This is a genomic window from Syntrophobacterales bacterium (genome assembly GCA_019429105.1).
GTDB lineage: Bacteria > Desulfobacterota > Syntrophia > Syntrophales > UBA5619 > DYTH01.
Map to the genome: position 1 here is coordinate 20,377 of JAHYJE010000029.1, position 23,816 is coordinate 44,192.

Genomic DNA, 23,816 nt, shown 5'->3' on the forward strand with positions numbered 1-23,816 from the left:
TTGGCAGCCGTTGGCATTTGGAGGCAGATTTTAATCTGTCTCCAAATGCCGCTGATTTCATGGGGAGGTGATTTATGTTTCTGTTTGTTCAGCAATGGGAAATCATCAAGGGCAAGGAGGATGATTACTCGACTTTTATTTTGCGGAAACATCTGCCTGCCATGGCGAAGGTGGGTCTCAACATCATTGGCGGATTCCATGTCATTCTGGGATCCGGCCCGCGGATCACCTCCGCGGCAATGGCCGATGATTTTTTGAGCATGCAGATGGCCTGGCAGAGAGAGGAATTTATTGAAGTAACCAAAGAGCTGAACAACTATGTTGCCAATTACAGCAATGCCGTTCTCAAGGATACGGGCCGCGTGGATATGGCCAATTACGGCCTGGCTCTCGGAACGTGGCGGTTTAACCAGTACTTCAAGCTCGTTCGAGGCACGGAAGCCGCATACACGGACTTCCTGAAGAATGAATATCTGCCGATGCTGGCAAAAGTAGGCATCCGGGTCCAGGCAGAGTGGCAGGTCATCATCGGCAACACCCTTCGCCTGATCCTGGAAGGGCTGACCACCAATCTGGTGGAGGTTGCGCAAGCAATGATGACGGATGAGTACCGCCGGCTAAGACGTCGTCTGCTGGCCAATTTTGCAAAAGACTACAGCAGCAGAATTCTGGCGCCGACAGGCAGAGTGGAGATGGCCTATCTACTGAGCGGAATTACAAAATCACTGTAACTTATGAATTTTTTTGTTTATCAAAATCATCTCATAAGCGCATAAGCTACTAATGCATGAGGAGACTGGAAAATGGAACAGTGGCTTTACCGTTTTGAAGAACTGGGGATGGAATTCAACGACCTGGTGGGGAAAAAATGCGCCAACCTGGGCGAAATGAGCAAACTCGGCATGAGAGTGCCCTACGGTTTTGCCATCTCGGTGCAGGGATTCGAGGCCTTCATGAATCTTACGGGCCTTGCCGGCCAGATCAGGGAGCGCATCGAACCGCGCCGGGAAATCCTGAAAAAGGTGGAGGTCTGTCAGGAAGAAAGCCGCGTGGTTCAGCGCCTCATTGAATCCACTGCCATGCCGGAGTCGATGAGGAAGGAAATAGTGGATTATTACCGGGAGCTCTGCAAAAAGGTGGGCCGAGCCGATCTGCCGGTGGCGGTCCGCTCCAGCGGCATCGTCAGCATGCCCGGACAGATGGATACGTATCTCAATATCAGCGGCGATGACAATGTCATTGAATATATAAAGAAGGTCTGGAGCAGCGCCTACACGGTGCGCGCCATGATGTACCGGATCGAAAGAAATCTCCCTGTGGAGTGGGCGCCGATCGGAGTGGCGGTAATGATGCTGGTCGATGCGAAAGCGGCCGGCGTTGTCCTGACCGTATTGCCCACTACGGGCGACACCACCCAGGTGATAATTGAGGGCAACTGGGGCCTCGGAGAGAGCGTCGTCAGCGGCGAGATCACCCCCGATTCCTTCACCCTGGAAAAAGAGAATATGCAGATCACCGGCCGTCACGTTTGCCGCAAGCAGGGAATGGTGATTAGGGAAGCCTCCGGCACCGTTTACTCCCAGGTGCCGGAAGAATTGCAGGAAAAACCCTGCCTCAATGATGACGAACTGCTCGCGCTCGCCGAAATCGCCCTCTCTGTCGAAAAGCATTTTGGGATGCCCCAGGATATGGAATGGGTAATTGATAAAAATCTCCCCTTTCCGGAAAACATCTTCTGGGTTCAGGCCCGGCCGGCGAAGTTTACCAAAGCCGATAAATCCAAAGATGTTGACTATATAATCAATCTGATGGTAGGAATGTTCGACTGAGATAAGGAATAAAAAATGACCGTTTATCAAAACAGGTTTCTGAAGCTTGATCTATCAAAAAGGGAAGCCGTCGAAGCGCCGCTTGATCCGGAGGTGGTTCGCGACTTTCTGGGCGGTCGCGGTTTCGGGATAGAGTACCTCTATAGGCATCTTTCCCCCCATACGGACCCCCTCAGTCCTGACAATATCCTCCTGTTTCTGCCGGGAATTCTTGGCGGAACCAGCGCTCCCGGCTTCTCCCGCTGGATTGCGGCTGCCAGGAGCCCGCTTACCGGCGCCTATATCCGCTCGGTGTGCGGCGGGAAATTCGGCGCTGCCATCAAGACTTGCGGGTACGAATTTATTGCGATTCACGGCCGGGCCGACCGTCCAACCTATGTCCATTTGAGTAAAGAAGGGGCTGAATTCCTCGATGCCGACGGTCTGTGGGGTCTCGATACCGCTGCCACGCAGGAGCGAATCTGGGACAAATCCGGCAAAAGCAATACCCGCATTGCCTGCATTGGACCGGCAGGCGAAAACCTCGTAAAATTTGCCGCGATCATCCATGAGAAAAGGGCCGCGGCCCGCGGCGGCGTCGGCGCAGTGATGGGGTCAAAGAATTTAAAGGCCGTCGCCATCAATACCTCCGGCGGCGCTGCTCCGGCGCTCCAGGACCGGGAAACCTTCCTGAAGCTCGTGCAGGAACATAACGAAATTCTTAAAACCCATGACCGACGCAAGAAAATGACCGCCTACGGCACCACCTTTATGACGTCAAAAATGCACGCGCTTGGCATTTTTCCGGTCAGGAACTTTCAGGAGGGCGGTCTGCCCGGAGTGGAAAAGATCGGCGCGGAGGCATTCCAAAAGCTGAAAACTGGCGACTATGGCTGCTATGCCTGCACAACTCGGTGCGGCAACATCTTCAAGGCTGCGGAAGGTCCCTACAAAGGAGCACAAAGCGAAGGGCCGGAGTACGAAACTGTCTTCTCCTTCGGTGGAGAAATCGCCAACACCGACCCCGGGGCTATCATCGCGGCCGATGCCCTCTGTGATCGCCTGGGAATAGACACTATCAGCATGGGGGTGGTTGCCGGCTTTGTCATGGAACTCTACGAAAAAGGAATATTAAGCTCTGAGGAATTGGATGGCCTGAAACCGGAGTGGGGCGACCATAGGGCGCTCTTTCAGCTCATCGAAAAAGTGGCCAGTCGCGAAGGCATAGGCAATATCCTGGCTGAAGGAACAAGGAAAGCCGGTCAACTGATAGGAAAAGGCGCAGAATACTATGCCATGACCGCCAAAGGCCTGGAATTGCCCGGATACGAACCGCGGGCGGCCAAGGCGCACGGCCTCGGATACGCCGTTTCGAACATTGGCGGCAGCCATATGTACGGCTATGCCCGCCAGGAAATCTCCGGGTTCATGCAGCCCCGGGAAATAGACCGTCTTGCCGATGACGGCAAGGGAGATATCGCGGGCTGGAACCAGATAAAAAAGGCAGTGGAAGAAACGGGCATCCTCTGCAATTTTGCCGATACCAATGTTACGCAACAGCTTATTTGCGATCTTTATGTCAGCGCTACCGGCCGGAGCGACCTGGCAGAACCCAAAAATATGGACAAATTTGGCGAGCGGATTGTCTGCCTGGAAAGATGCTTTAATGTTCGGGAGGGATTCAGCAGAAAGGACGATACGCTTCCGGATAGGATGTTCAAGGAACCCTTGAAGAATGCCGGCCCCTCAACAGGCGCGGTCATCAGAAAGATGGACAATCTCCTCGACGAGTATTATGATTTCATGGGATATGATAAAAATGGCATCCCGACCGCGGAAAAGCTGAAGGAATTAGGCCTTGCGGACTTGGCATCGGAGATGGAAAGTTTTCGCAAGTAATCAATGCAGATAAAATCTCAGATTCATCGTCGTGGCGGGCGCTCAAGAGGCCTTCGGCGCCACGGAATTTGCCTTCGTTCTCAAAGGAAACAGCGCGGGCGATCTTGTTCGCGAAATTATCGATAAATAATGAGCCAATTGCAAAACTATTTGTCATTCCCGAAAGCGGAGCTTAATGTACACAATGCTTCTATCGGGAATACGGTTTTTCAAGCAGTTAGAACCAGATTATGAACATTAAACTTCGTTTTCCCGCTTAAAATCATTGCGGGAATGACAGAATGTGAGAGTTTTGCAATTGGCTCTAATGTATTGAAATAATGTATAAATAGTCAGGAGTAAGGATGCACGCTGATTACACCCATATTTTTAAACTTGCCCAGCCTTATTTGAATGTCCGGAGAAACGACATTCACACCGAGATTGTTTATCGTTCGGCCTGTCGCTTGCTGGAGAGCGAACCTGGCGATCCCTCGATAATCATACCAGCGGTAATCTGCCATGATATCGGCTGGAGTCAGGTACCCGAAGAGCTGCACTTGAAGGCATTCGGGCCCAACTCTGATCCGGCGTTGACCCGTCTGCACGAGATTGCAGGGGCAAAACTCGCCCGGGACATTTTACTGGCAATCGCGTATGAACCCAAGAAGTCTGTAGAAATTATTGCCATCATTGAAGGTCATGACACCCGTTCTACAGCCCTTTCCGCCAGCGACAAGATCGTCAAGGATGCCGATAAGCTGTTTCGTTTTGATAAAAGCGGGATGGAAATTGACGCCAACCGTTTTCAAATAAAAATAACCAATCATGCCAATTGGCTGGAGCAGCAGATTGAAAAGTGGTTTTTCACCGAGACCGGGAAAAAGCTCGCCCAGGAAGCGCTTGCCCGGTTTAGACAGCAGAGGCATTAAAATCCGGACTATTCATACCACGAACTGATCTCTGTAAGCGGCTCACGCTCCGTTTTATAGAGGTTTATAGGCGAGGTCTCGTCCGCGTAACCGAGCGCAATGGCAAGAAGTATCTCTTTTTCCTTGGGAATGCTGAGGACATCGGCAATTTCGTCGGCATAGGAGGTGACAAGCCCGATGGGACACGTCGCCAGCCCTTTTGCCTGCGCCGCCAAGAGCAGATACGCTACGCCAAGACCCACATCCAGATACCTGAGTCGGGGAAATAATTTATCCATGGTGACAATAATTGCGATGGGTGCGCCATAAAAGGAGCAGCTCCCCTGCTCGATAAAGCTGTCAAACTCCCTCCCCAACGCTGCAATAAGTGGTTTCAACCCCCGGGATGCGCCCCGCGACCGCCTTGCATAACGCTCCGGGAGGGGGTTTGCCGTGCCGGGTCCGCAGGAAACCTTTTGTTCCTCATGCGCCTTTAAGAGCCGTCGGGTAAGACGTTCCTTCTCTTCGCCATAGGTCACGACAAACTCCCAGGGCTGAAGGTTGATGGCGGAGGGGGCAAGGCGTGCGTACGCAAGCAATTCTTCTACCTCTGCCCGGGAAACCGGTTTATCCAGAAAAACCCGGGCGCTTCTTCTTTGCTTCATGCAGGCAAGCAAATCCATACTTTCATCCTTTTTTCGAACAACCGAGGCAATTGCAAAACTCCCCATTCTTGTCATTCCCGCAACGATTCTGAGCGGGAAAACGAAGTTTAATGTTCATAATCTGGTTCTAACTGCTTGAAAAAACCATATTCCCGATAGAGACATTGTGTACATTAAGCTCCGCTTTCGGGAATGACAAATGGTTTTGCAATTGGCTCAACCGGAAAAACGTTCACCATGAACGGTTTGACCTTAATTTTAAATCATAGTAGTACAGAAACCGGCCAAGAACAAGAGTCTTTTAAAATGCGAGGATATTCAAAATGGAAAGAGCCCTGATCTGGTTTAAGTGCGCCGCCCTGCATGACCCCGTGCGGCCGGTGATGAAAAAACCGGCCCTTATCGGCTGGGAAGCCAAAAAGCGCGATGTTCAACTGGTCATCGAACGGCCCTTCCGGGGCGATGAACTGCTCCTCCGGATGAAAGGCTGGTTCACCGCGGATGTGGAAAACGCGATCGCCATTTTCAAGCAATATGGCAGCCTCCGGGTGCTCAATGACTACGACCTGGTTATAGAGGCAAAAAACATGGCCGAACTGGACGCTCTTTCCCGAAAATTGCAGGAAGCATTCGGCGAAGAAGTATGGGTCGAACATATCGCCAAAGAGCGGCTGGAATGAAAAGGCTGAATCAGTCATTTCCTCCCTTGAGTAGTTCCGGGTAACGCAGCGGCGGGCTATTTGTTGAGCGACGATGAAACAACCTATCCGAAATTTGACGGCAATGCCTTGGCGACAACAAACAAGTTCAACAATTTTCATGACGGAAACATAACGGCCTCAATGCCGCTCAAGCTCATGAAATATGTAACGGTAACACCTATTGTTGCTTATGTATTTCCTCTTTCCCGCGATGCGAGAAATGAAATGAAGGGTTTCGGACTGAAGGGAACAGCGACCAACGCCGAGCGGGACAGCTCCTTCCTTTACGGAGGGGTATCGGCGAGCTTTTCCTTCTGAAAAGACGGCCATAAAATGATGGCAGCAAAAGGATCGGCATAATGGAAAAAAACGGTCCCTCCTGCGGTTGCGGCAATACACCTCAGGAGGGACCGATATAAACCCCGCTTACAAATTTTCAGCGGGTGATGTTCCCGACCACCGGATGGTGATTAGTAGTTTTCAGCCAAAACCTCAAAATGGGCCTGGGGATGCTGACAAGCAGGGCAGATTTTGGGGGGCGTCTTACCCTCAAAAATATAACCGCAATTCCGGCAGTGCCATCTCACGGCTTCCTCCTTGCGGAAGGCCTTCCCGGATTCGACATTCGCCAAGAGCTTGCGATAGCGTTCTTCGTGAAATTTTTCGACCTTTCCAATCTGTTCAAAGGAGCGGGCAACTTCCGCAAAGCCCTCTTTTTTTGCCGTTTTGGCGAAGTCGGCATAGATTGCGCTCCACTCCATTCTTTCTCCATCGGCCGCCGCGGCGAGATTCTCTTTTGTTGTGCCTACCATTCCCGCCGGATAGGCAGCGGTAATCTCCACATCGCCGCCCTGCAGGAGCTTGAAAAATACCTTGGCGTGCTCCTTTTCATTATCAGCCGTCTCCGTAAAAAAGGCCGCTATCTGCTCGAAACCTTCCTTCTTCGCCGCGCTGCTGAAGTAGGTGTAACGGTTTCTCGCCTGCGACTCACCTGCAAATGCCGTCAGTAAATTCTTTTCCGTTTGCGATCCCTTGAATTCCTTAGCCATTTTATACCTCCTGATTGTTAAATGATGACAAACTGTTTTTTCTGCCGCCCGCTTGCGCCGCACCTTTTTTGGGGCTGGCAAAATCGGCTTTCTCGACCTTCTCTCATATAAGCCCATTCAGGTCAAGCCAACAAATTTTCAGTTTTGACTATAATGCGGCGGGATCGAAGGCGCAAGCGACAAACCGGCCGTCATGGCTTAAGCTTATATCGGCAAAAAGACGGCTGCCTCTAAAAGCTATGAACGGGGCCCACGGCCTCCGTTCTTCTTTGGCAACGGACAAATCACCGACCGAACAGCCAATACGTCGGGAGATTTCTTCCAGCAGGACTTTTCTTGCAAAGCGGGGCGGATCGGCATTGTTGGCATCAACCTGCTCGACCCGGAAAATGATTCTGGCCAAATCATCCACTGTTCCGGCGACAATTGCATGAACCATCTCCGCATCAATAAAGATACTTACCGGCAGTTCACCGAGGGGCGTAACAACCTTGCCTGTCAGGGGGGAATCAGCTAACTCGCCGGCGTCAGCTATAATAACAGGATATTTTTTCGGGATGGAACAGACCGTCGGAGCGCCGCGGCTTACCGCCTTGTAGGCGGCCTCTTTTGCGGCCCAGAGCGCCCAGAGAATGCTGTCCGGCCGGTCGGAGTTGGCGATTAACGATAATTCACGGGGATTGAAAACACGGCGGCAGAAACGCTTGTCGCTGCTTTTGCCGATATTGTCCGGCTCGGCCAGATCGACGATGTCATTGCCGACGGGAGGCAAAGTACTGCTCCTCCAGCAAAGCAAGGCGTTCGACTATCTGCCGCGCGTAGTCCCTCTGCACGCGCAGCCCTCCCCCCTCACGGCGCTCGGGGACGAAGGCCTCCAGCAACATCGTGAAACGCTCTTTCTGAACCGGCATCGATCCGTAATTTTCCTGATGGTCGCCGCGCAGATAGACTATCAATACACGAGTTTCTTTCTGCTCATCAACAAGCCGACCCACGCCATAGGAAAAATTCTCCCGGTCAACCCGGCCGTGTCGTGACCTTGTCCCCTCCGGGAAGATAACCAGCCGCTGCTTCCAATTGAACACCTGAAGGCATTTATCGAGCAGTCGCTGCACCTCTTCCCGGCTCCCACCCCGGTCAACCGGGATGCATTTGAGCAGGTAACACAAAACCACAAGAAAGGTATTCTTGTAAAAGTTCTTTATTTCCGGCAAGTTCCAGGGAATTTGCCGGAAATGAAGAATATGATCGGAAAGCGATAAAAGGCCATAGGTTAACACCAGCGAATCAATCATCGTCAGGTGATTGGGGCAGACAAGCCATGGCCCCTCGTGTTCGCGAGTCAAGCTTTTGACTTGCTGGCGAACCTGCTTTAAATCGCGGATACTGTACCCTCTCAACTTGACGAAGAGAAAGCAAAGCGGCGCCGTCACGACGACGGCGATCCCGCCCAGAAATTGCTGTAAGGACAGTTTACGACGATCCGTTTTCGTTATCATGACCTTAAATTAGGCAGCCTTCTGATAAATAAGCTCAACCGCGTCGCCGATCGTCGTAATCCGGTCTGCGTCGTCATCCTCGATCGTGGTGCCGAAAACATCCTCGCACTTGATGATGATATCGACCAATCGCGCCGAATTTACCTTCAAATCCTTGATGATATGAGTTTCCGGCGTTGCCTTTTCCAAGAGCGACTGATCCTTTACATATCCCTTCAAGATATCGATAACCTTCTGTGTAATCTGTTCTTTTCCCATTTTTAAATCCTCCTTGAAATAATTGATTTTAAATTAGACTATTCTTCCCATTTTTTGAAAATCAGACAACTGTTTACATCGCCAAAGCCGAAACCGGCCTTGATGGCAATCTTCAAATCCGGCGCATCAACGGCCGCATGCGGGATGCTGCCTTCCCAGGGGGCAATCAGGGGATGAACATCCTCGCAATTGATGGAAGGATGGATAAAGCCGTCCCGCAACTGCAGTACTACCCCGACGCATTCGATCGCGCCAGTTGCCCCCAGACAGTGCCCGATCATCGACTTTGTCGAGTTGATCATCGGAAAATTTTCCGGACCTCGGCCCAGTGCCGCCGACCAGTTCTTCACCTCTCCCGGATCGGCAGAGGTTGCCGTCAGATGGCCGTTGATCAGGTCGATCTGCTCGGAAGCAATCCCCGCGTCGGCAATCGCCCCTTTTATGCAGCGGACAACCCCCTCCGGATTAGGGGCCGTTATGGTTCCACCGTTCCGATGGCCGCCGCAGTTCACCATTCCGCCCAGAACCTCGGCATAAATGCGCGCCCCGCGCGCCAAAGCCGCCTCCAATTCCTCCAAGAGCAAAAATGCCCCTCCCGCTCCCGGCACAAAACCGGCGGCGGTGGCGCTCATCGGGCGCGACGCCTCCTGCGGCCGATCATTAAACTTGCGGCAAATGACCTTCATCGCGTCGAATCCCGCCCAGATATACGGTGAAGCCCCCTCCGAACCTCCGGCCAGCATGCGCGTCGCCAAACCGTTTCTGATCCGGGCAACCCCCTCGATAATCGCCTCATTGCCGGTGCTGCATGCCGAGGAGTTCGAGGTAACCTGATTTCCCAAAGCAAGCAGGCCGGCGATCCGGGCGCTCGTGGCGCTGTTCATAACCTGCTCGACAACCCGGCTTCCCATACGACGGCATTTGCCGTCGTTAACCAGCGGCACCAAAGTGCCGGCAATCGTGTCCATGCCGCCGATGCCTGATCCGGCAATGACTCCGGCATCCCAATTCACCCGGTCTTCATCAGCCGCAGGGACGCTGAAACCAGCGTCCTTCCAGGCATCGATCGCCGCGACTGCGGCAAACCCGATATTGTCGTTAATCGACATCAACTCTTCGCTGTCAAAATAACTGTCTCTGATCTTGTCAAAGCCTTCCGGCGCTCCGCCAACCTGACAGCCGAAGTTCAACTCCGCCATCCTGGGGACAAAACGGATGCCCGACCGGCCCTCCCTAAGGGCGTCGGCAAATGCGTCGAGACCGTAACCGTTTGGCGCCACCACCCCCATCCCCGTAACAACAACCCTGCGTCTCATCAAACCCTCTCCTCGCAACATCTCTTGATCATGCAGAACCGTGACAAAAAACGCGACTGCATGGATTTATCCTTTAGTGAAAAAGCTCCATATTTATTTGCCATCTGCATCTGCCACGGACGCAATGAAGCGCGTCCCTCCATTGACTCTTTATCTGGCAAACTTTTCCCGCGGCACCGCCCGGCCGGTAAGAAATCCGGAACAGATAGCCGCGCCGTCCTGCCTCGTCATGGCGCACTCAGACTTGAGCTGATTCCCGCGGAAGTATGACTTCATAGCGGAAACGATGACCGTCTCGCCGGGACGAACAACATAATTGAACTCCACCCCGTCGGCGAAGGTAAAAAGCGCTATCATATCATCCAGACCATTTTCCCCTTTTTTCTGCATCATCTGCAGATAAATGCCAAACGCGACAACCCCTGTCTGGGCCATTGTCTCAATCAGGATAACCCCGGGCGTTACCGGAAAGCCGGGGAAATGGCCCTGATAAAAATACTCATCCTCGCCAAACCGGTAAGCCCCGACAATATGCTCCTCGTCAAGTTCCCGGATTTCCGAGATAAACCGAAAAGGACGCTGTTGGGGCACCATTTCCAGAATGCGATTCCGTAATGCAGCATCAGCCTCCATACATTCCTCCGTTCACATGGATAACCGTGCCGGTTATGTAGGATGCGGAGGCTGCCAAAAACCCGACGACCTGGGCCACCTCTTCCGGTCGTCCCATCCGGCCGAGCGGAATGCCTGCCAGAATTCCCTCCCGGACTTCCTCGGGCAGGCGCTCGGTCATATCCGTATCGATGAACCCGGGGGCAACCGAATTGACCAGAATCTCTCGTCCTTTAAGTTCCCGGCAAAGCGATTTCGTCAGGGCGTCGAGCGCCGCCTTTTCCATCGCGTAGGGAATCTGACCGGCGTTCCCGGTGTGGCCGACGACGCTTGAAATGTTAATGATCCGGCCGCTGTTGGCGCGCAGCATGTACTGGCGCAAAATGCGTTTTGTCAGGTACCAGGCGCCCCGCGCCGCTGCGCGCTGCTGGTCAAACTGCTCGATTTTCATCCGCAGCATGTCGATATCGATTGCGACCCCGGCATTGTTGACAAGAACGTCAACTCGGGCTGTTTCACTTTTCAGGCCTTCCAGCATCTGGTCAATCTGTGCGATATCGGCCAGATCGACCGGCAATAAAAATCCGTCGCCTATCCCCTCGAGCAGGCCTTCCGCCGCCTCCTTGCTGGAACGAAAGCAAATCCCCACCCGAAAGCCCCTTCCGGCGAGTTCGCGCACACAGGCGGCCCCGATTCCCTTTGCGCCCCCCGTTACAATTGCAACCTTTTTTTCGTCTGTCATTCCCCTCACCTGCTATTGACTGTTCGCCGCCTGACGGCTGGCACGGATTGCATATTCGTTACTTCCCCAGCTTGCCGCCGACTGAATTTGCCGAGCGGAGCGGGTAGTCCTGGTATGCTATATTTTTGAAGACACCGGAACGGGCCCCCTGCACCTCGGCGATCTCTTCCCCGTCCACAAAGATCCTCCCTTCGCCGACCGCAATTGTTGCTCCCGATTCCTTGAGATGCGTCAAACGCCTCACCTCGACCTCGTATCTAACTATGCTATTATATGGACGTATCTGGCCGCTGAAGGCAACCTCCCCGCACCCGAGCGCCCTGCCCGAGCCCAAGGCCCCGCGCCAGACGCAATAGAATCCGAGAAGCTGCCAGATGGCATCAACCCCGAGGCATCCGGGCTGCACCGGGTCGCCCGGCATGTGACACTGAAAATACCACGCATCCAGATGAATATCCTGCTCGGCAACGATTGATCCCTTCGAACCGTCCGCGGCAATCTCTATAATCCGGTCCAGCATCAGAAACGGCGGCGCCGGGAGACGGGCCAGAAAAGACTCCGGCGGATTGTCAACCAGCTTACCGTAGGCAAAGGCAATTATCTGCTCCTTATTAAAATTCCCGCTCTGCTGAAATTCCTCGTAGGTCATTGTTGCACCCTGTTATCATCAACTTCCAATAGCAACTGAACCGTGGTCAGGCCCGCCCCGACGAGGCAAATTCCCACATGGTCGCCATCCTTTAATTCATCCCAGTGGGCGCTCAGTACCGCCGGCGCCCCCGCGCAGCCGGTATTCCCCAATGAATCCACGTTATACCAGTGATTTTCGTCGGCTATCTTTGCCCGCTCGCAGACGGTGCGGAGGGCCAGCATATTCGCCTGATGACCGATAAAAAGGAAACGCCCCCCTTTTCCTTCGGTAAAATCCATGAATTTTCTGACGGAATCCGTCATGCTGCGGATGGCGAATCCCTGAACGACGTGTCCGTCCTGACGGAAATGGCCATTGACGATCATGACTTTCTCCCAAGCCGAGGTCTTCGTCATGCAATCCGATTCGATGAAGGCCAGCCTCGAAGGAACCGTTCCCGACAAAACAGCGGCCGTGGTTCCATCGCCGAAAAGAACGCAGTTGGACCGGTCGCTGAAATCCATCGCCCGGGTGATGTTCTCCGGCTGCACAATGAGGACATAAGGTGGAAGCCGCTCCGGCGCCATTCTGTTTAAAAAATCCACGTGCATCCCGAAGCTCGTGCAAGCCGAGTTCAGATCAAAACACGCAGCTTCGATACCCAGCGTGGCGGCAATGACCGCCGCATCCGCCGGCGTCGAATAGGAAGGGGCGCAGCAGCCGGAGATAACCAACCCGATATCTTCAGGTTTTATTCCGGCTCGTTCCAGCGCCGTTTGGGCCGCAAAAGACGCCGTCTCGGCGTTGGTGTAAAGGCTGGCTTCGTTCGCTGCCCGCGGATCCTTGTTTTTCGTCCGGGTTATATAGTCAAGGGAAAGAACCGTGCGCCGTTCCCGAATCCCTACCCGCTCCATTATCCACGCATCATCCGTTCCAATGTCGAGCTCCTCAAAAAAGCGGTTGCTCATTACGTTTTCCGGATGAAAATGGCCAATTCCGTGCAGATAAAGCATTAAATCAGCTCCCTGCCGATAATCATGTTCTGAACCTCGCGGGTGCCTTCATAAATATCGATGATCTGGGCATCCCTGAGCAGCTTGGATATCTCATACTCGGCCATGAAACCATAACCGCCGTGGAGGTGCAAACCTTCCGTGGCGCAGAAGATTGCCGCCTCGGCAGCCATGTTTTTGGCAAGCGAGGCATACATCCCCTGCTCGGACGAACCATCCTTGATCATGAACGCCGCCTTCATCAGGGCCATATCGGCAAGCTCAACCTTTTTCCACATCGCGACGAGTGTTTCCCGGGCTACCGGCATATCGCAAATCCGCTGACCAAACTGGCGGCGCTCCTTGGTATAGGCAAGGGTCACATCCAAGGCACGCTTGGCCAGACCCACCCCGATTGCCGCCACCATCGGCCGGGCATAGTCCAGAACATCGGTTATGTACTGAAACCCCAGACGCCGATCGCCGATTATCTGCTCATCATCGAGGATCACGTCCTCGAAGGTGACCGTCGCCGTATTGGAGAGACGCTGTCCCAGCTTGTCCTCCGGCTTCCCCGTCACGATCCTGCCTCCGCCGGGAAGCGGAATCTCGCGGGAGGAGTGGGAATCGAGCTCCGCTGTTTCCGGTTCGAGCGAAAGAGAAGGAATGACCACGCAGGCCATAAACGGAGAGGCAGGCTTCCCCACCTTGCAAAAAACGGTAAACTGCGAGGCGAAGGAGGCATTGGTGATAAAGCATTTGGCGCCATTCAGGATGTACTTCCCGTCCTTGCCCTTGCGCATGACGGTGGTCATGCTCGAGTTGTCGGAACCGGCATTCGGCTCAGTCAGACAGAATGAAGCCAGAATCGCTTCATTGGCAAAGGGGGAAAGAAATCGTTCCTGCTGCTCCTCATTGCCATGCAGGGCGATCACGATATTGGCCAGATCGTTGCACATGGTCGAAGTGGCAATGCCGCTGTCGCCATAGGAAAGCTCCCGGATAATCAACGCCGAGGCGATCGCATCCACCCCATAACCCTTGATGTCCTCCGGGATGGAAAGATTCATGACGCCGAGTTCCCACGCCTTGCGGATAATTTCAAACGGAAAGACATGCCCCTTTTCGAGATTGAGAACATGGGGTGTAATTTCCCGCGCCACGAAACGCCGCACTGTATCGAGATACTGTTTCTGTTCTTCATTAAGATTGAAATCCATTTGAACCTCTTTCCTTAATCCGTAATTTAAGCGGCCCATGCAGAGACGCGCCTCGGCCCAGGGGCTTCGCGCGCTTTAGTGCATATTGCATGCCATATTCAGACAAAGAACAAACTTAAATTTTACTGACTGAAACACTCTTAATATTCGTCATTTACCATTGCGAGTAAGCCTCTGCAAACTCGTAACTATTCGATGATGCATAATATTGCCCGTAACTGCGCCCATTACCCGAACGGGACGAGCAAAGATTCAAGGATCTCTAAAGCAAGATTATGGATTTATTGGCAAGATTGTCTTCAATGATCGGAAAGGCAGGAGAAAATGAGGGAATCTTCGAAAATATCCATACCCTCGAGGCAATTGCAAAACTCTCACATTCTGTCATTCCCGCAATGATTTTTAGCGGGAAAACGAAGTTTAATGTTCATAATTTGGTTCTAACTGCTTGAAAAACCGTATTCCCGATAGAAGCATTGTGTACATTAAGCTCCGCTTTCGGGAATGACAAATAGTTTTGCAATTGGCTCCCTCAATAAAAATACCGGGATAATCAAAGGCTCTCTGAAATCATAATTCAGTTATATCGTGGCTTTATGGCTTATGGATTTCATCATGGCATCAGGATGGGAAAGCCGTGCAAAGATTTTCATAGAGACTTGCCGTTCGCGGTGCGTAGAATGCGTCCGCGGCAGTGCGAAGCAATCTACGCAGGCAAGGGAGAAAAACTAAGGAACGACTCTTAGCCCCGCGGCATGCTGGAGGGTACAGATTAATTCCGCTGAGTCCAGATGGCCGTCTCCGTTTACATCCGCGGCAAGCGTCATGCTTACGTCTGGATTGGAAAGTCGGGTGAGCGCCCTCAGCAGGAGGACGGAATCGGCGAGATCGACGACTCCATTGTCATTCACATCGCAGGGAATCACATAATTATTGATCTGGATGGAAACGGTATCCGTACCCTTTGCATTGCCGGCATCCGTCACCTCCAATTGGAAGGTCAGCAGAGTACCCGCCGCCTGGACCAAAGGCGCCGTGAAGGTCGGCTTCACTGCGGCCGAATCAGAAAGCGTCACCGCCTCCCCACTAATTTGAGTCCAAAAATACACAAGACTGACATCATCCACGTCTGCCGATGCGGAGCCGTCCAGGGTCACTGCCTTTCCTTCCCTGATCGACTGGTCCGGACCAGCGTCAGCCACCGGCGAATCGTTCACCGCAGCCACGTTCACTGTCACCGTAGCGGTGTTGGAAAGGTGCCCATCTTTATCCTTCACAGTATAGGTAAAACTATCCGCACCCCAGTAGTTCAATGCGGGGGTGTAGCGAATTTTTCCGTCCGACTGAACCACGGCGCTCCCGTGGGCGGGCAGGGTCGCCACCGCCACCGAGTCTTGAGCCAGCGTAGCGTTTCCGTCGAGATCCGTGTCGTTCGCCAAAACATCGATATCAATCGGACTCGGCGAATCCTCATTGATGCTGGCAGTGTCATTATTGGCAACGGGGGTGGCCATGGTCTGAAAATTGTCGATCTCGACCTCGCTTGCTCCATCCGGATAATTTATGAGCGAAAATACTACCCTGACGCGGACATCCGTTGTGGTGATGCCGCTGACGTCAACCAGCACTTGTGCCGGCAGGGTAGGAGTCCAGGTGGATCCGCTTGCGGAATCGCCCGGAACGGTCACCTTGGGAGAATAATAGACCTCCCCGGTCTGCTGATAACTGAAAATCGCGCTGGACTCAATTGACTCTATGAGCGCCAACTTGGTCGCGGGGTCTTCCAGATAAACGACAACGGCATCCGGCGGATTTTCCTGGTTGGGCTCCAGCTTTACCTTCGTCAGCTTAAAAGACAACTTGGATGTCCCCGCCGGAATAATGATCTCCTGCGACGCTTCAGAATAAGTGCTTCCCCCTTCCGGAAGCTTGAGTACGCCCGCGTCGATGTACGCCGCGCCGCTGAGGAGCCAACCGAAATCAGTATTTGTCGGGTCGGAGATGGCAAAGTCGCCATTTTTTACAACCGAGTCCGCAGCTTGACTTGCCGGCGGCGCCAGCATAGTCAGCAGAAACAGGCAAGCCAGAAGCACGCACCACAATCCGCAGGGCCGGGACTTCAACAATCGCCAGGCCTGTGACCCGTTTTTCCGGTTTCGTTCTTCATTCTGCATTGACGCTGCTGCCTTCATATATCAAGACCTTGTAAATTCGGTAATACTCCCGCGTTCCGGGAAACTCTGTCCCTCCGCACTCAGGCAGCTCCGGCCACGGTCATGCTCAGGTCATAGCCCGTGCTGTAGGAGAAATCCTGCGCCCCGTCAACCTTCAGGAAATAGACGCCGCTCGCCAGACCGTTCAGCGACAGGGACGCATTTCCGTTGCTGCCGATCACGCTGCGGATAACATTGCCCGAGGCATCGAGCAGGCTAAAGAGCAAAAAAGGCTCCTGTGTCCGGTAATTGATCCGCGCGATATCCGCAACTCCTGCCGGCTGCGCCAGCGTAAACCGGAAGATGTCCACATCTTCGCCGTTGTGCAGATTCAGCCCTGTTACACTTGCGCTGCCGCCTGACAAGGAAACAATGGAAGCGGTCATGAGCGAATCGTTGCTTTCATGGGCATCGGAAGCGGGCAAAATCACCAGCGGTGAAAGGCGGACATTGTCCGTCTCCACCGGTTCCGCAACCAGGGCGCCATCATCAACCAGCAACCCCAGATAGTAGGTGCCCGGTAAAACCCCGGAAAGATCGAGGACGCGGCTATCCGTTAACTCAGCGGCGGCGGCGAGCGCCGCAAAATTGGCCGTCGCCAGCAAGACGTCGTTCGCATCGATGATCTTGTCTGTCGAGAGATAATAGGCGCCGGTGAAGGCCGCTGACGCGGTATCGCCAATATTCTGGACCGTTGCAGTTACAGAAGCGCTGCCGTCGGCAACCAGAGCGGAATCAAGCGACAATCCTGAGGGTGTCAGGTTGGCCCCGGCAGCATCGGGCGCCGTTACTGTAAGCGCATAAGCCTGGCTTTCGCTCCCGCTTCTCTCTGCTCCGCCGTCTCTGACCAGCAGGTAATAAGCGCCGCCCGGCCGGCCATTGAGGCTGATCCGGTAATCTCCGGTCGCCGCCTTCACCCCGGCGGCAACAAAATTCATCCGGCTGTCGTAAAGGGCTATCCCCACCATTCCCGGCGTTTCATCAAAGGTAAGCCTGATCTCGTCGCCCGCACCCCCTGTGCCGCTCAAACCAAGCAGCACCAGATCCTGGTCGTAGAGGCTGTGCAGATTCCGGTTGTAAACCTTTGTGCCCCGGAGCACACCCAAATCAATAAAGCCGCCGGTGGCATCTTCCGCCGCTTCGTCGGCGTCCGGGGAGCCTGCCAGCAGGACACTCGCCGAATATTCGTTATCCGCCTCGTTGAGCTCGTCCACACTGCCTGCCGCATCAACCCGGGCAGTCACGGTCACCATTCCGGCAGCGAGTTCGGAAGGAATGGCGATGGGCACTTCAACATCCATTGTCTGGCCGGCGCCGAGCACTCCCACCACCACCGGAGCGCCGATTGTCGAAGTGGTCCCGTTGTGGGTCATCAGCACCGACACTGTAAAGGAACGGGCTGCCGTGCCGCCGTAGTTGCTCACAGTCACCCGCGCGGTGCGCGTTTGCTCGCCGGGCAAAAGCTCATAGCCCGCACCGGCAACGAGATCAGCCACGGCCAGATTGGCCTTTGTTCTCACGGCGCTCTCGATTGCCAGCGTATAGAAAATACCTGCCTCGCCATCCGGCAGCACGGCGAGGAAATAACGGCCCGCCGGCAGATCGGCAAGGGAAAGGCGGTTGGTTCCGGCAGCGCCGTCGGCTGTTCCTTCCATAAGGAAAGAGCCGGATTCATCCAGAAGCAGCAGGCCGATAGCCCCCTCCCCCTCGGAGCGGCTGACGCTCAGGGCATCATAGGTCGTTCCGGTCTCGGCCAGTTCGAAGGAGAAGATATCGGTATCCATAAGCGATGCAAGATTGAGCCCGGCAATCTGCCGTCCCGCCACTATCCCGCCCAAAAAAGTCGCGGTATAAATCGTATTGTTGTCCTCAAAGGCGTCAGGCGCAAGCGCGACCTCCAGAGCATAAGTCGCCGTGTTGTCAACGCGACAGGCCTCCGCCACGTACTGCCGGCGGTCGGCGACAAATCCGAGCGTCACCGGCCCAATCGCCGAAGCGGGCAGGGCAAGGCTGAAGGTCTGCTGCCAGACTTCGCCCGGCTGCAACGCCGGCACGAAGAAGGAGGGCAAAAGCAGCGCATCACCCGGATCGAGCAGGCGATCCCGACTCCAGAGAAGAGCCGCTTCGGCAGCCGGGCTGGCGGCGCCGCCGGCGTTCAAAACCTTCACGGTCAGGTCAATTACCTTTCCTGGCTCTATCGAAGCGGGGGAACCTTTTACCGTCATGTCGGCCACAAGCGCCGCCTGACTGCTCTCGGGGGCAGCGATCGCCAGGTTGTAGTTCACCGGCAGTGCTTCATCTCCCCAAACCGAAAGGATATAGGAACCCGCCGGGAGGTTTTCCAGCGACAGGATGCCCGTATGATCAGGCTGGTAAATCATCTCGCTCACAGCTATGCCGCTTTCATTGAGAAGCTGTGCCGAGACGTTCGGATTGGCAATCGTCGCATCGGGGAAGATGAGCTTTACGTTATCGGCGGAAGTCGCGGCATCGATTATCTGGAAACGGTAATAGTCGCGGTCGTAACGATCCCGCAACGAAAGTCCGGGCATGGCGGAACTGCCGGTCAGCACGCCCAGATTATCGGCATCGGCCAAGCTGTTGTTGCCGATCGCCTCGTCATCGATAGACTGACCGGAACGGGTGGGGATATCGGGAGGCATAATCACAATGGATTTAAAAATATTGTCGGACTTTAAAATCTCCTTGCTATAGACCTCCTGGGTGAAGAACTCCCAGAGTTCGTAGGTTTGTGCCTTGAAGACCAGTGAAAACGGGAAGGTAATCGTGGGAAGCGAGAGTGTTTCCGTCCAGGTAAGGGCGATGCCGAGATTAGTTTCCAGGGTGGCAGTGATTCCGGCGACGCCGAAGGCAAACTTGGCTTTCCCGGAGGCGGCAAGCACACCCGTCGCGGAGAGCTTGAGCTCTTTGCTGACTGTCTTGAGGTCGCCGTTGTCAACCTTCATCCCCGTCGTACTTTCGGTTTTAAGCTGCAGCCCTATCTCGACACCCACCTCGAACTGAACCACCGAGCCAAGCGGCGGGACATTGTAGCTCCATTTGAATGCGGGAATACTCTTCTGATAAGTGCTGGTAATCGAAATCTCGCCGACCAGCAGATTCAGATTGTTATCTACAATGAACGGCTTGGAGGTGAGCTTGATCGAATAGCTGTCCTCCGCCTTCAACTCCTCTTTGTCGCCTTTCTTTTCGAGGCTTACGCCGGGTTTACTGATGGGATAGTCTTTGTTCTGGGGGCTGGCCAGATAGTTGAGAACATTGCCCAACGCTTGATTGGAACCGGCGGACTCCCGGACTTTATCAAGGAATTCCTGAATCGAACTTACCTTGATCTCGTATTCGGTGGCTCCGATGGCATTAAGCAACACCTGGGCCGGAATGTTCGCATGCATCACGTTGAAGCCAAACATGTCGAGCCAAAGGGTCGGGCCGGCATCCTGGAAGATGGGCTTTCCTTCCAAATTGAAAGCCAGGGTCAGGTGGGTGCCGTAGTTGAGGGAAATCGACTTTCCTCCCAGGATGTATGCTGCCTCGGGGATTTTCTCTTTCCAGGTGTGGATGAAGTTTACCGCCTGCACCCAATAGGCATTCAGCCGGTCGTTCCACTCGATCGTGCGAATTTCGGCGGCCTTGTCCGGATGCTTTTCAGGATTGATCCAGTCGGGCATCGCAAAGGTATGAATCAGGTAACTCCCCTGCACCGCCGTGACATCGCCGTTTTTCACCTCGAACTTGAGCTCCGTCCCGTCGGGGACATTGCCCATATCCAGCGTGAAGCGGTAGAGATTGTCCTTTAGTTTATCGAGTTTCAGCTCCGTGTATCCGAGCCAGACCTGAACCGTTGTGCCGCTCGTTGCCAGTTCCTTCTTGAACCGGAGCTCAAACTCATTGAGCAGCTTTACTCCTCTGATATAGCGTCCAAACTCGAAGTCAAGCGGATCAACGTCGTATTTTGCCGTCAGCGCCGCCACCCTGATCTGGAAATTGGCTGTATTGTTGCCCTCATTGTGCTCGGTAAAATAATCCTCGGCATCGAGCTGAACGATGTACCAGGTCTGCTCGCGGGCCGGCAGACCGGCAATCAGGGGAAGCTCCACCGTATGCCGCCCCGGGGTAATATACTGGTCGCGGAGTATCCACGCCTTCAGCTCTTCCTTTATCGTTGAAGAAGAGTCGAGCGAAATGGAGTTTGACTTCCAGAGTTTGATTGTCAGGGGCCGGTCGGGATTGAGTCCGGTCACCGTGTATGTCAGCCGCACGACCGGAATCTTGATTTTTCCTTCTTCAAGAAAAATAACGGAGTTGGCGATGAAATCGGTTGGCGCCTCCGGACTCGACGCGATTCCCGAGGGCCGCGCGCCGATCAGATATTCGATTTCACCCTTGTCTAATTTCAGGTTGGGGTTGCCGGCCTTCTCCACATACGCATCAACCGTCTTGTCGATCTTCTTTCCTTCTGCCGCATAGGCCTTCTGCATCGTCTCGGCGGCATTGATCAGATCGCCAATGTCGTAATAAAGAACCTTGTTTGTCCCCTTGCAGGTGGCAAGCAGGTAGATGTTGTAAGGATCGATCGTGATTTCATCGGGCCATGCCATGGGCATCTCCTTGGTCACGCCGATCAGCTTCGCCTTGGCCGAATCGAGCGGATCGCGGATGATCCCGATGTTTCCTCCATGATCCATCCCCTTGGACGGATCACGGGTGAAATCGGTGTCGCCATTAAAGGTGCAGTTGCCCACAACGAATGCGTATTTGTAATCTTTTGTAAAAACAAGCGATTCGATGTTATTGATGTCGAAATAGGCCTTGGCCGTCCAGGTGCTGGCGATGGTCATCTCGATCGAGGTGTTGAAGCCGGGAAACATCACATTGAGGATCGTGCCGGTGATCGTGGTTCCCAGAGTTTCCTTGGTTCTGGCGAAGGCGCGGCGGATTTCGATCGCCCGCTCCATATCCATCGCCAGATTGTGGCTCTGCTTTCCCTCTCTGAGATTGAAAACCACCATTCCGACTGCATCGGAACCGCGCACTGCCACCGCCACTTCGTAAGGCGATTTTCCTGCCGTGACGCCGAAGGGTTTGAACCCTGCCTCTATTCGCTGGAAGGTCTTGACTCTGCCATCCTCCAGGAGACCGTAGTAGAGATAGCCGGGGTTGCGCGGATCGAATCCGAAGTCGCCGCCGTACCAGTGATCATCCACACCCGGCGTGGCAACCGCCAGATAGCGCTTGCCGGTCTTCAAATCGGCTTCCGTCACCGCAATGCCGGTCAGCCCCGTCAGACGCTCGGCGCCCCCCACCTTCATGCTGCCCGTGTAGTAAAAAGCATCGCCCTTGGTGGTCATCGTATAGACGTAGGCCCCGGCCCGTTCGCTGATGTAGAGGATTCCAGTGTCGGGATCGAGCGCCATGAACCAGGGCTGGGAATGCCCCTCGTTGATCTTTACATGGTTGACGCCGAGGGCGATGGGGTCAGTATCGATTACCTTGAGCGTCAGCGCGTCAATGACCGAGACAGTTCCATCGCCGCTGTTGGACACGAAAACCCGCAGTCCGTCCGGACTCACAACCACGTCCGACGGTCCCTGCCCAACCTCTATCTCAAGAATGGATTTGGGTCCGTTTTCCGCCTGCGGATCGATTACCGAAACCGTGTTGGAATGAACGTTGGCCACCCACACCAGATGCGGCACCTCATAGTCCGGCGTCAGCGGGAAAGCGGAAATCCACTCGAAAACCTTCACCGGATCGGCGCCCGGTTTGAATTCATAGCGCTCAACCAGATTTTCCACCCGGAGCGAAATATGCCCCAGCGGCAGAGCCGTCGGCACATCAACCCGGATTATGTTGTTTTCGATGCTGTCAACTTTCACCGTGTATTCGAGATTGATCCGGTTCTGCGAATAGAAAACCACATGCAGCAGATTCGCATCCTTGGTGTGGAAATCATAGGCGGTGATCGTTACCGTCGGCTTTCCCCCCTCGATGCTCAAAACTGCCGACTGGATGGAGGGGCGCTTGTCATAGATTGTCGGTTCAGCAACCTCCAGCGTCAGCGGAATTACCTGCCCTTTAGTCAGCCCGGAAAGCGGGGCATTCTTGAAGGTGGCCTTGCCATCGGGCGCCACCCGCCACAGACGGACATTCGTAGCGTCGAGGGGCAGGGGCAGTCTGTTGGCAAAAACTGAACTCGGACGGACGAAATAGGGCTGAGTTCCCGAGATCACCTCGATTACCATGTCCGGATACATGTACTGGACTTCCAGAACGGCCAGATTTTCGTTCCCCCCGAGGAAATACGTCCCTTCGGTTATCCCTCCCGGATAGGGCGGCGAGGTGGTGTGGGCCACTTCGCCAGTAACCGTGGCCTTGTCAACCAGTTCCCAACTCTGGACATAAGTTCCGGGGGCGGTAATGAAAGAGCCCTGGCGGAACAAAAAGAGAGAAGCGCCATCGCTATAACCGGAAGCTGGGACTGTCAGCGCCGCCGGATTGGCCAGGTCGGCGCCCCCGAAATCAAGGCTGAAGCCCTGAACGAAGGCAAAGCCGCCGGGGACAACATAACCAAGGCTTTCCTGAGCCACCGTCGTGACGGTTACAATCTGGCCGGTGAGAGTATCAGGCGGTAGAGAAAGGCTGATATTATCGCTATTTTTAACAATCCCGCCCTGACTGTCGACCGCCGAGCCATTTGCCGCCACCGCGGCGATGCTGAAGGAAAGCTCCGCCCGGATGCCGGCGTTAATCACGGTGATGGTTGCCTTCTGTCCTGCCGACCCGACCGCCGTCACAAGACCATTTACAGTGACTGAGAAGACAGACTCATTGCTGCTTATATAGAAAGTCCCCGCCGTCGCGGAGCCCAAATCCAGGGCGCCTTCGGCCCCGACCGCCCCGAAGACGATCTGCCGCGTGCCACCGGCCTCCAGCACGTAGCTGTCGGGGAAGATGTCGTAGGCCGCAGGCGCCTCCCAGACGCCGACCTGAACGGCTGCCGCCGCGTGCAGCGTATTGTTCTTGGAAACAGTGATAACCGCCGTACCGGCGCTTCTCGCCCAGACGCTCCCCGTCGCATCCACAACCGCCACAGCCGCATCCGAGGAAGACCATTGGGCGTAACCCGGCGGGAGGCGCACGATGCCGCCGTCGGCGAAGCGGCCCCAGAGAACCAGATGCGCGGAGGCTTCAACGGGAAGCAGCAGCGTCGCGTCCTCACTGCGGAAAAGAATCTCGGTCAAGGCCGCGGTGGAGACATTGACCGTAACCGTGCCGGCTGCGGAACGAGCCGAGCCGTCAT

General features: G+C 54.5%; 19 protein-coding genes. 6 read left to right on the plus strand and 13 right to left on the minus strand.

Annotated features, from left to right (window positions below):
* Nucleotides 1-74 precede the first annotated feature (74 nt).
* From K0B01_10585 to K0B01_10600, 4 genes are all read left to right on the plus strand, one after another.
* Nucleotides 75-731, plus strand: coding sequence for a hypothetical protein (locus K0B01_10585; protein ID MBW6486580.1), 657 nt, complete (start codon nt 75-77; stop codon nt 729-731).
* A gap of 72 nt (nt 732-803) precedes the next feature.
* A complete protein-coding gene (locus K0B01_10590) occupies nt 804-1,829 on the plus strand; it encodes a PEP/pyruvate-binding domain-containing protein (GenBank protein MBW6486581.1) in 1,026 nt (341 codons plus the stop codon).
* Nucleotides 1,830-1,844: 15 nt separating this feature from the next.
* Nucleotides 1,845-3,707, plus strand: coding sequence for an aldehyde ferredoxin oxidoreductase family protein (locus tag K0B01_10595; GenBank protein ID MBW6486582.1), 1,863 nt, complete (start codon nt 1,845-1,847; stop codon nt 3,705-3,707).
* 344 nt (nt 3,708-4,051) lie between these two features.
* Nucleotides 4,052-4,618 (plus strand): HD domain-containing protein, encoded by a 567-nt coding sequence (locus tag K0B01_10600; GenBank protein ID MBW6486583.1) that lies wholly within the window; start codon nt 4,052-4,054, stop codon nt 4,616-4,618.
* An 8-nt stretch (nt 4,619-4,626) separates the two neighbouring features.
* Here the strand turns inward: K0B01_10600 and K0B01_10605 are convergent, their stop codons facing one another.
* Nucleotides 4,627-5,328 carry a nitroreductase gene (locus tag K0B01_10605; GenBank protein MBW6486584.1) on the minus strand — a complete coding sequence of 234 codons (702 nt, stop codon included), beginning with the start codon at nt 5,326-5,328 and terminating at the stop codon, nt 4,627-4,629.
* Nucleotides 5,329-5,585: 257 nt separating this feature from the next.
* Between K0B01_10605 and K0B01_10610 the strand changes: the two genes are divergently transcribed.
* Together K0B01_10610 and K0B01_10615 are read left to right on the plus strand one after the other, a co-directional pair.
* Nucleotides 5,586-5,942 (plus strand): hypothetical protein, encoded by a 357-nt coding sequence (locus tag K0B01_10610; protein ID MBW6486585.1) that lies wholly within the window; start codon nt 5,586-5,588, stop codon nt 5,940-5,942.
* Between the two features lie 63 nt (nt 5,943-6,005).
* Entirely contained in the window at nt 6,006-6,281 is a 276-nt protein-coding gene (locus K0B01_10615) for a hypothetical protein (protein ID MBW6486586.1), read from the plus strand.
* 152 nt (nt 6,282-6,433) lie between these two features.
* Here K0B01_10615 and K0B01_10620 read toward each other — a convergent pair whose 3' ends face one another.
* The 12 genes from K0B01_10620 to K0B01_10675 all read right to left on the minus strand — a co-directional run bounded on the left by K0B01_10620 (nt 6,434) and on the right by K0B01_10675 (nt 23,757).
* Nucleotides 6,434-7,012 (minus strand): rubrerythrin family protein, encoded by a 579-nt coding sequence (locus K0B01_10620; GenBank protein ID MBW6486587.1) that lies wholly within the window; start codon nt 7,010-7,012, stop codon nt 6,434-6,436.
* Between the two features lie 148 nt (nt 7,013-7,160).
* Entirely contained in the window at nt 7,161-7,784 is a 624-nt protein-coding gene (locus K0B01_10625; protein MBW6486588.1) for a 4'-phosphopantetheinyl transferase superfamily protein, read from the minus strand.
* Nucleotides 7,765-8,511, minus strand: coding sequence for a 1-acyl-sn-glycerol-3-phosphate acyltransferase (locus K0B01_10630; GenBank protein ID MBW6486589.1), 747 nt, complete (start codon nt 8,509-8,511; stop codon nt 7,765-7,767). Before K0B01_10630 ends, K0B01_10625 begins: the two co-directional genes overlap by 20 nt.
* A gap of 9 nt (nt 8,512-8,520) precedes the next feature.
* The gene (locus tag K0B01_10635; protein MBW6486590.1) at nt 8,521-8,769 is read right to left on the minus strand and encodes an acyl carrier protein; all 249 of its coding nucleotides are present in this window, start codon (nt 8,767-8,769) and stop codon (nt 8,521-8,523) included.
* Between the two features lie 38 nt (nt 8,770-8,807).
* Complete coding sequence (locus tag K0B01_10640) at nt 8,808-10,085, minus strand: beta-ketoacyl-[acyl-carrier-protein] synthase family protein (protein ID MBW6486591.1); 1,278 nt, start codon at nt 10,083-10,085, stop codon at nt 8,808-8,810.
* Nucleotides 10,086-10,235: 150 nt separating this feature from the next.
* Nucleotides 10,236-10,718, minus strand: a complete 483-nt coding sequence (locus K0B01_10645) for a beta-hydroxyacyl-ACP dehydratase (GenBank protein ID MBW6486592.1) — start codon at nt 10,716-10,718, stop codon at nt 10,236-10,238.
* Nucleotides 10,708-11,439, minus strand: coding sequence for a 3-oxoacyl-ACP reductase FabG (locus K0B01_10650; protein MBW6486593.1), 732 nt, complete (start codon nt 11,437-11,439; stop codon nt 10,708-10,710). Before K0B01_10650 ends, K0B01_10645 begins: the two co-directional genes overlap by 11 nt.
* Before the next feature lie 58 nt (nt 11,440-11,497).
* Complete coding sequence (gene fabA, locus K0B01_10655) at nt 11,498-12,088, minus strand: bifunctional 3-hydroxydecanoyl-ACP dehydratase/trans-2-decenoyl-ACP isomerase (protein MBW6486594.1); 591 nt, start codon at nt 12,086-12,088, stop codon at nt 11,498-11,500.
* Nucleotides 12,085-13,083 carry a ketoacyl-ACP synthase III gene (locus tag K0B01_10660; protein ID MBW6486595.1) on the minus strand — a complete coding sequence of 333 codons (999 nt, stop codon included), beginning with the start codon at nt 13,081-13,083 and terminating at the stop codon, nt 12,085-12,087. Before K0B01_10660 ends, fabA begins: the two co-directional genes overlap by 4 nt.
* Nucleotides 13,083-14,282, minus strand: coding sequence for an acyl-CoA dehydrogenase family protein (locus K0B01_10665; GenBank protein MBW6486596.1), 1,200 nt, complete (start codon nt 14,280-14,282; stop codon nt 13,083-13,085). Before K0B01_10665 ends, K0B01_10660 begins: the two co-directional genes overlap by 1 nt.
* Before the next feature lie 728 nt (nt 14,283-15,010).
* Entirely contained in the window at nt 15,011-16,456 is a 1,446-nt protein-coding gene (locus tag K0B01_10670) for a cadherin-like domain-containing protein (GenBank protein ID MBW6486597.1), read from the minus strand.
* A gap of 80 nt (nt 16,457-16,536) precedes the next feature.
* A complete protein-coding gene (locus tag K0B01_10675) occupies nt 16,537-23,757 on the minus strand; it encodes an Ig-like domain-containing protein (protein MBW6486598.1) in 7,221 nt (2,406 codons plus the stop codon).
* Between the last annotated feature and the right edge of the window lie 59 nt (nt 23,758-23,816).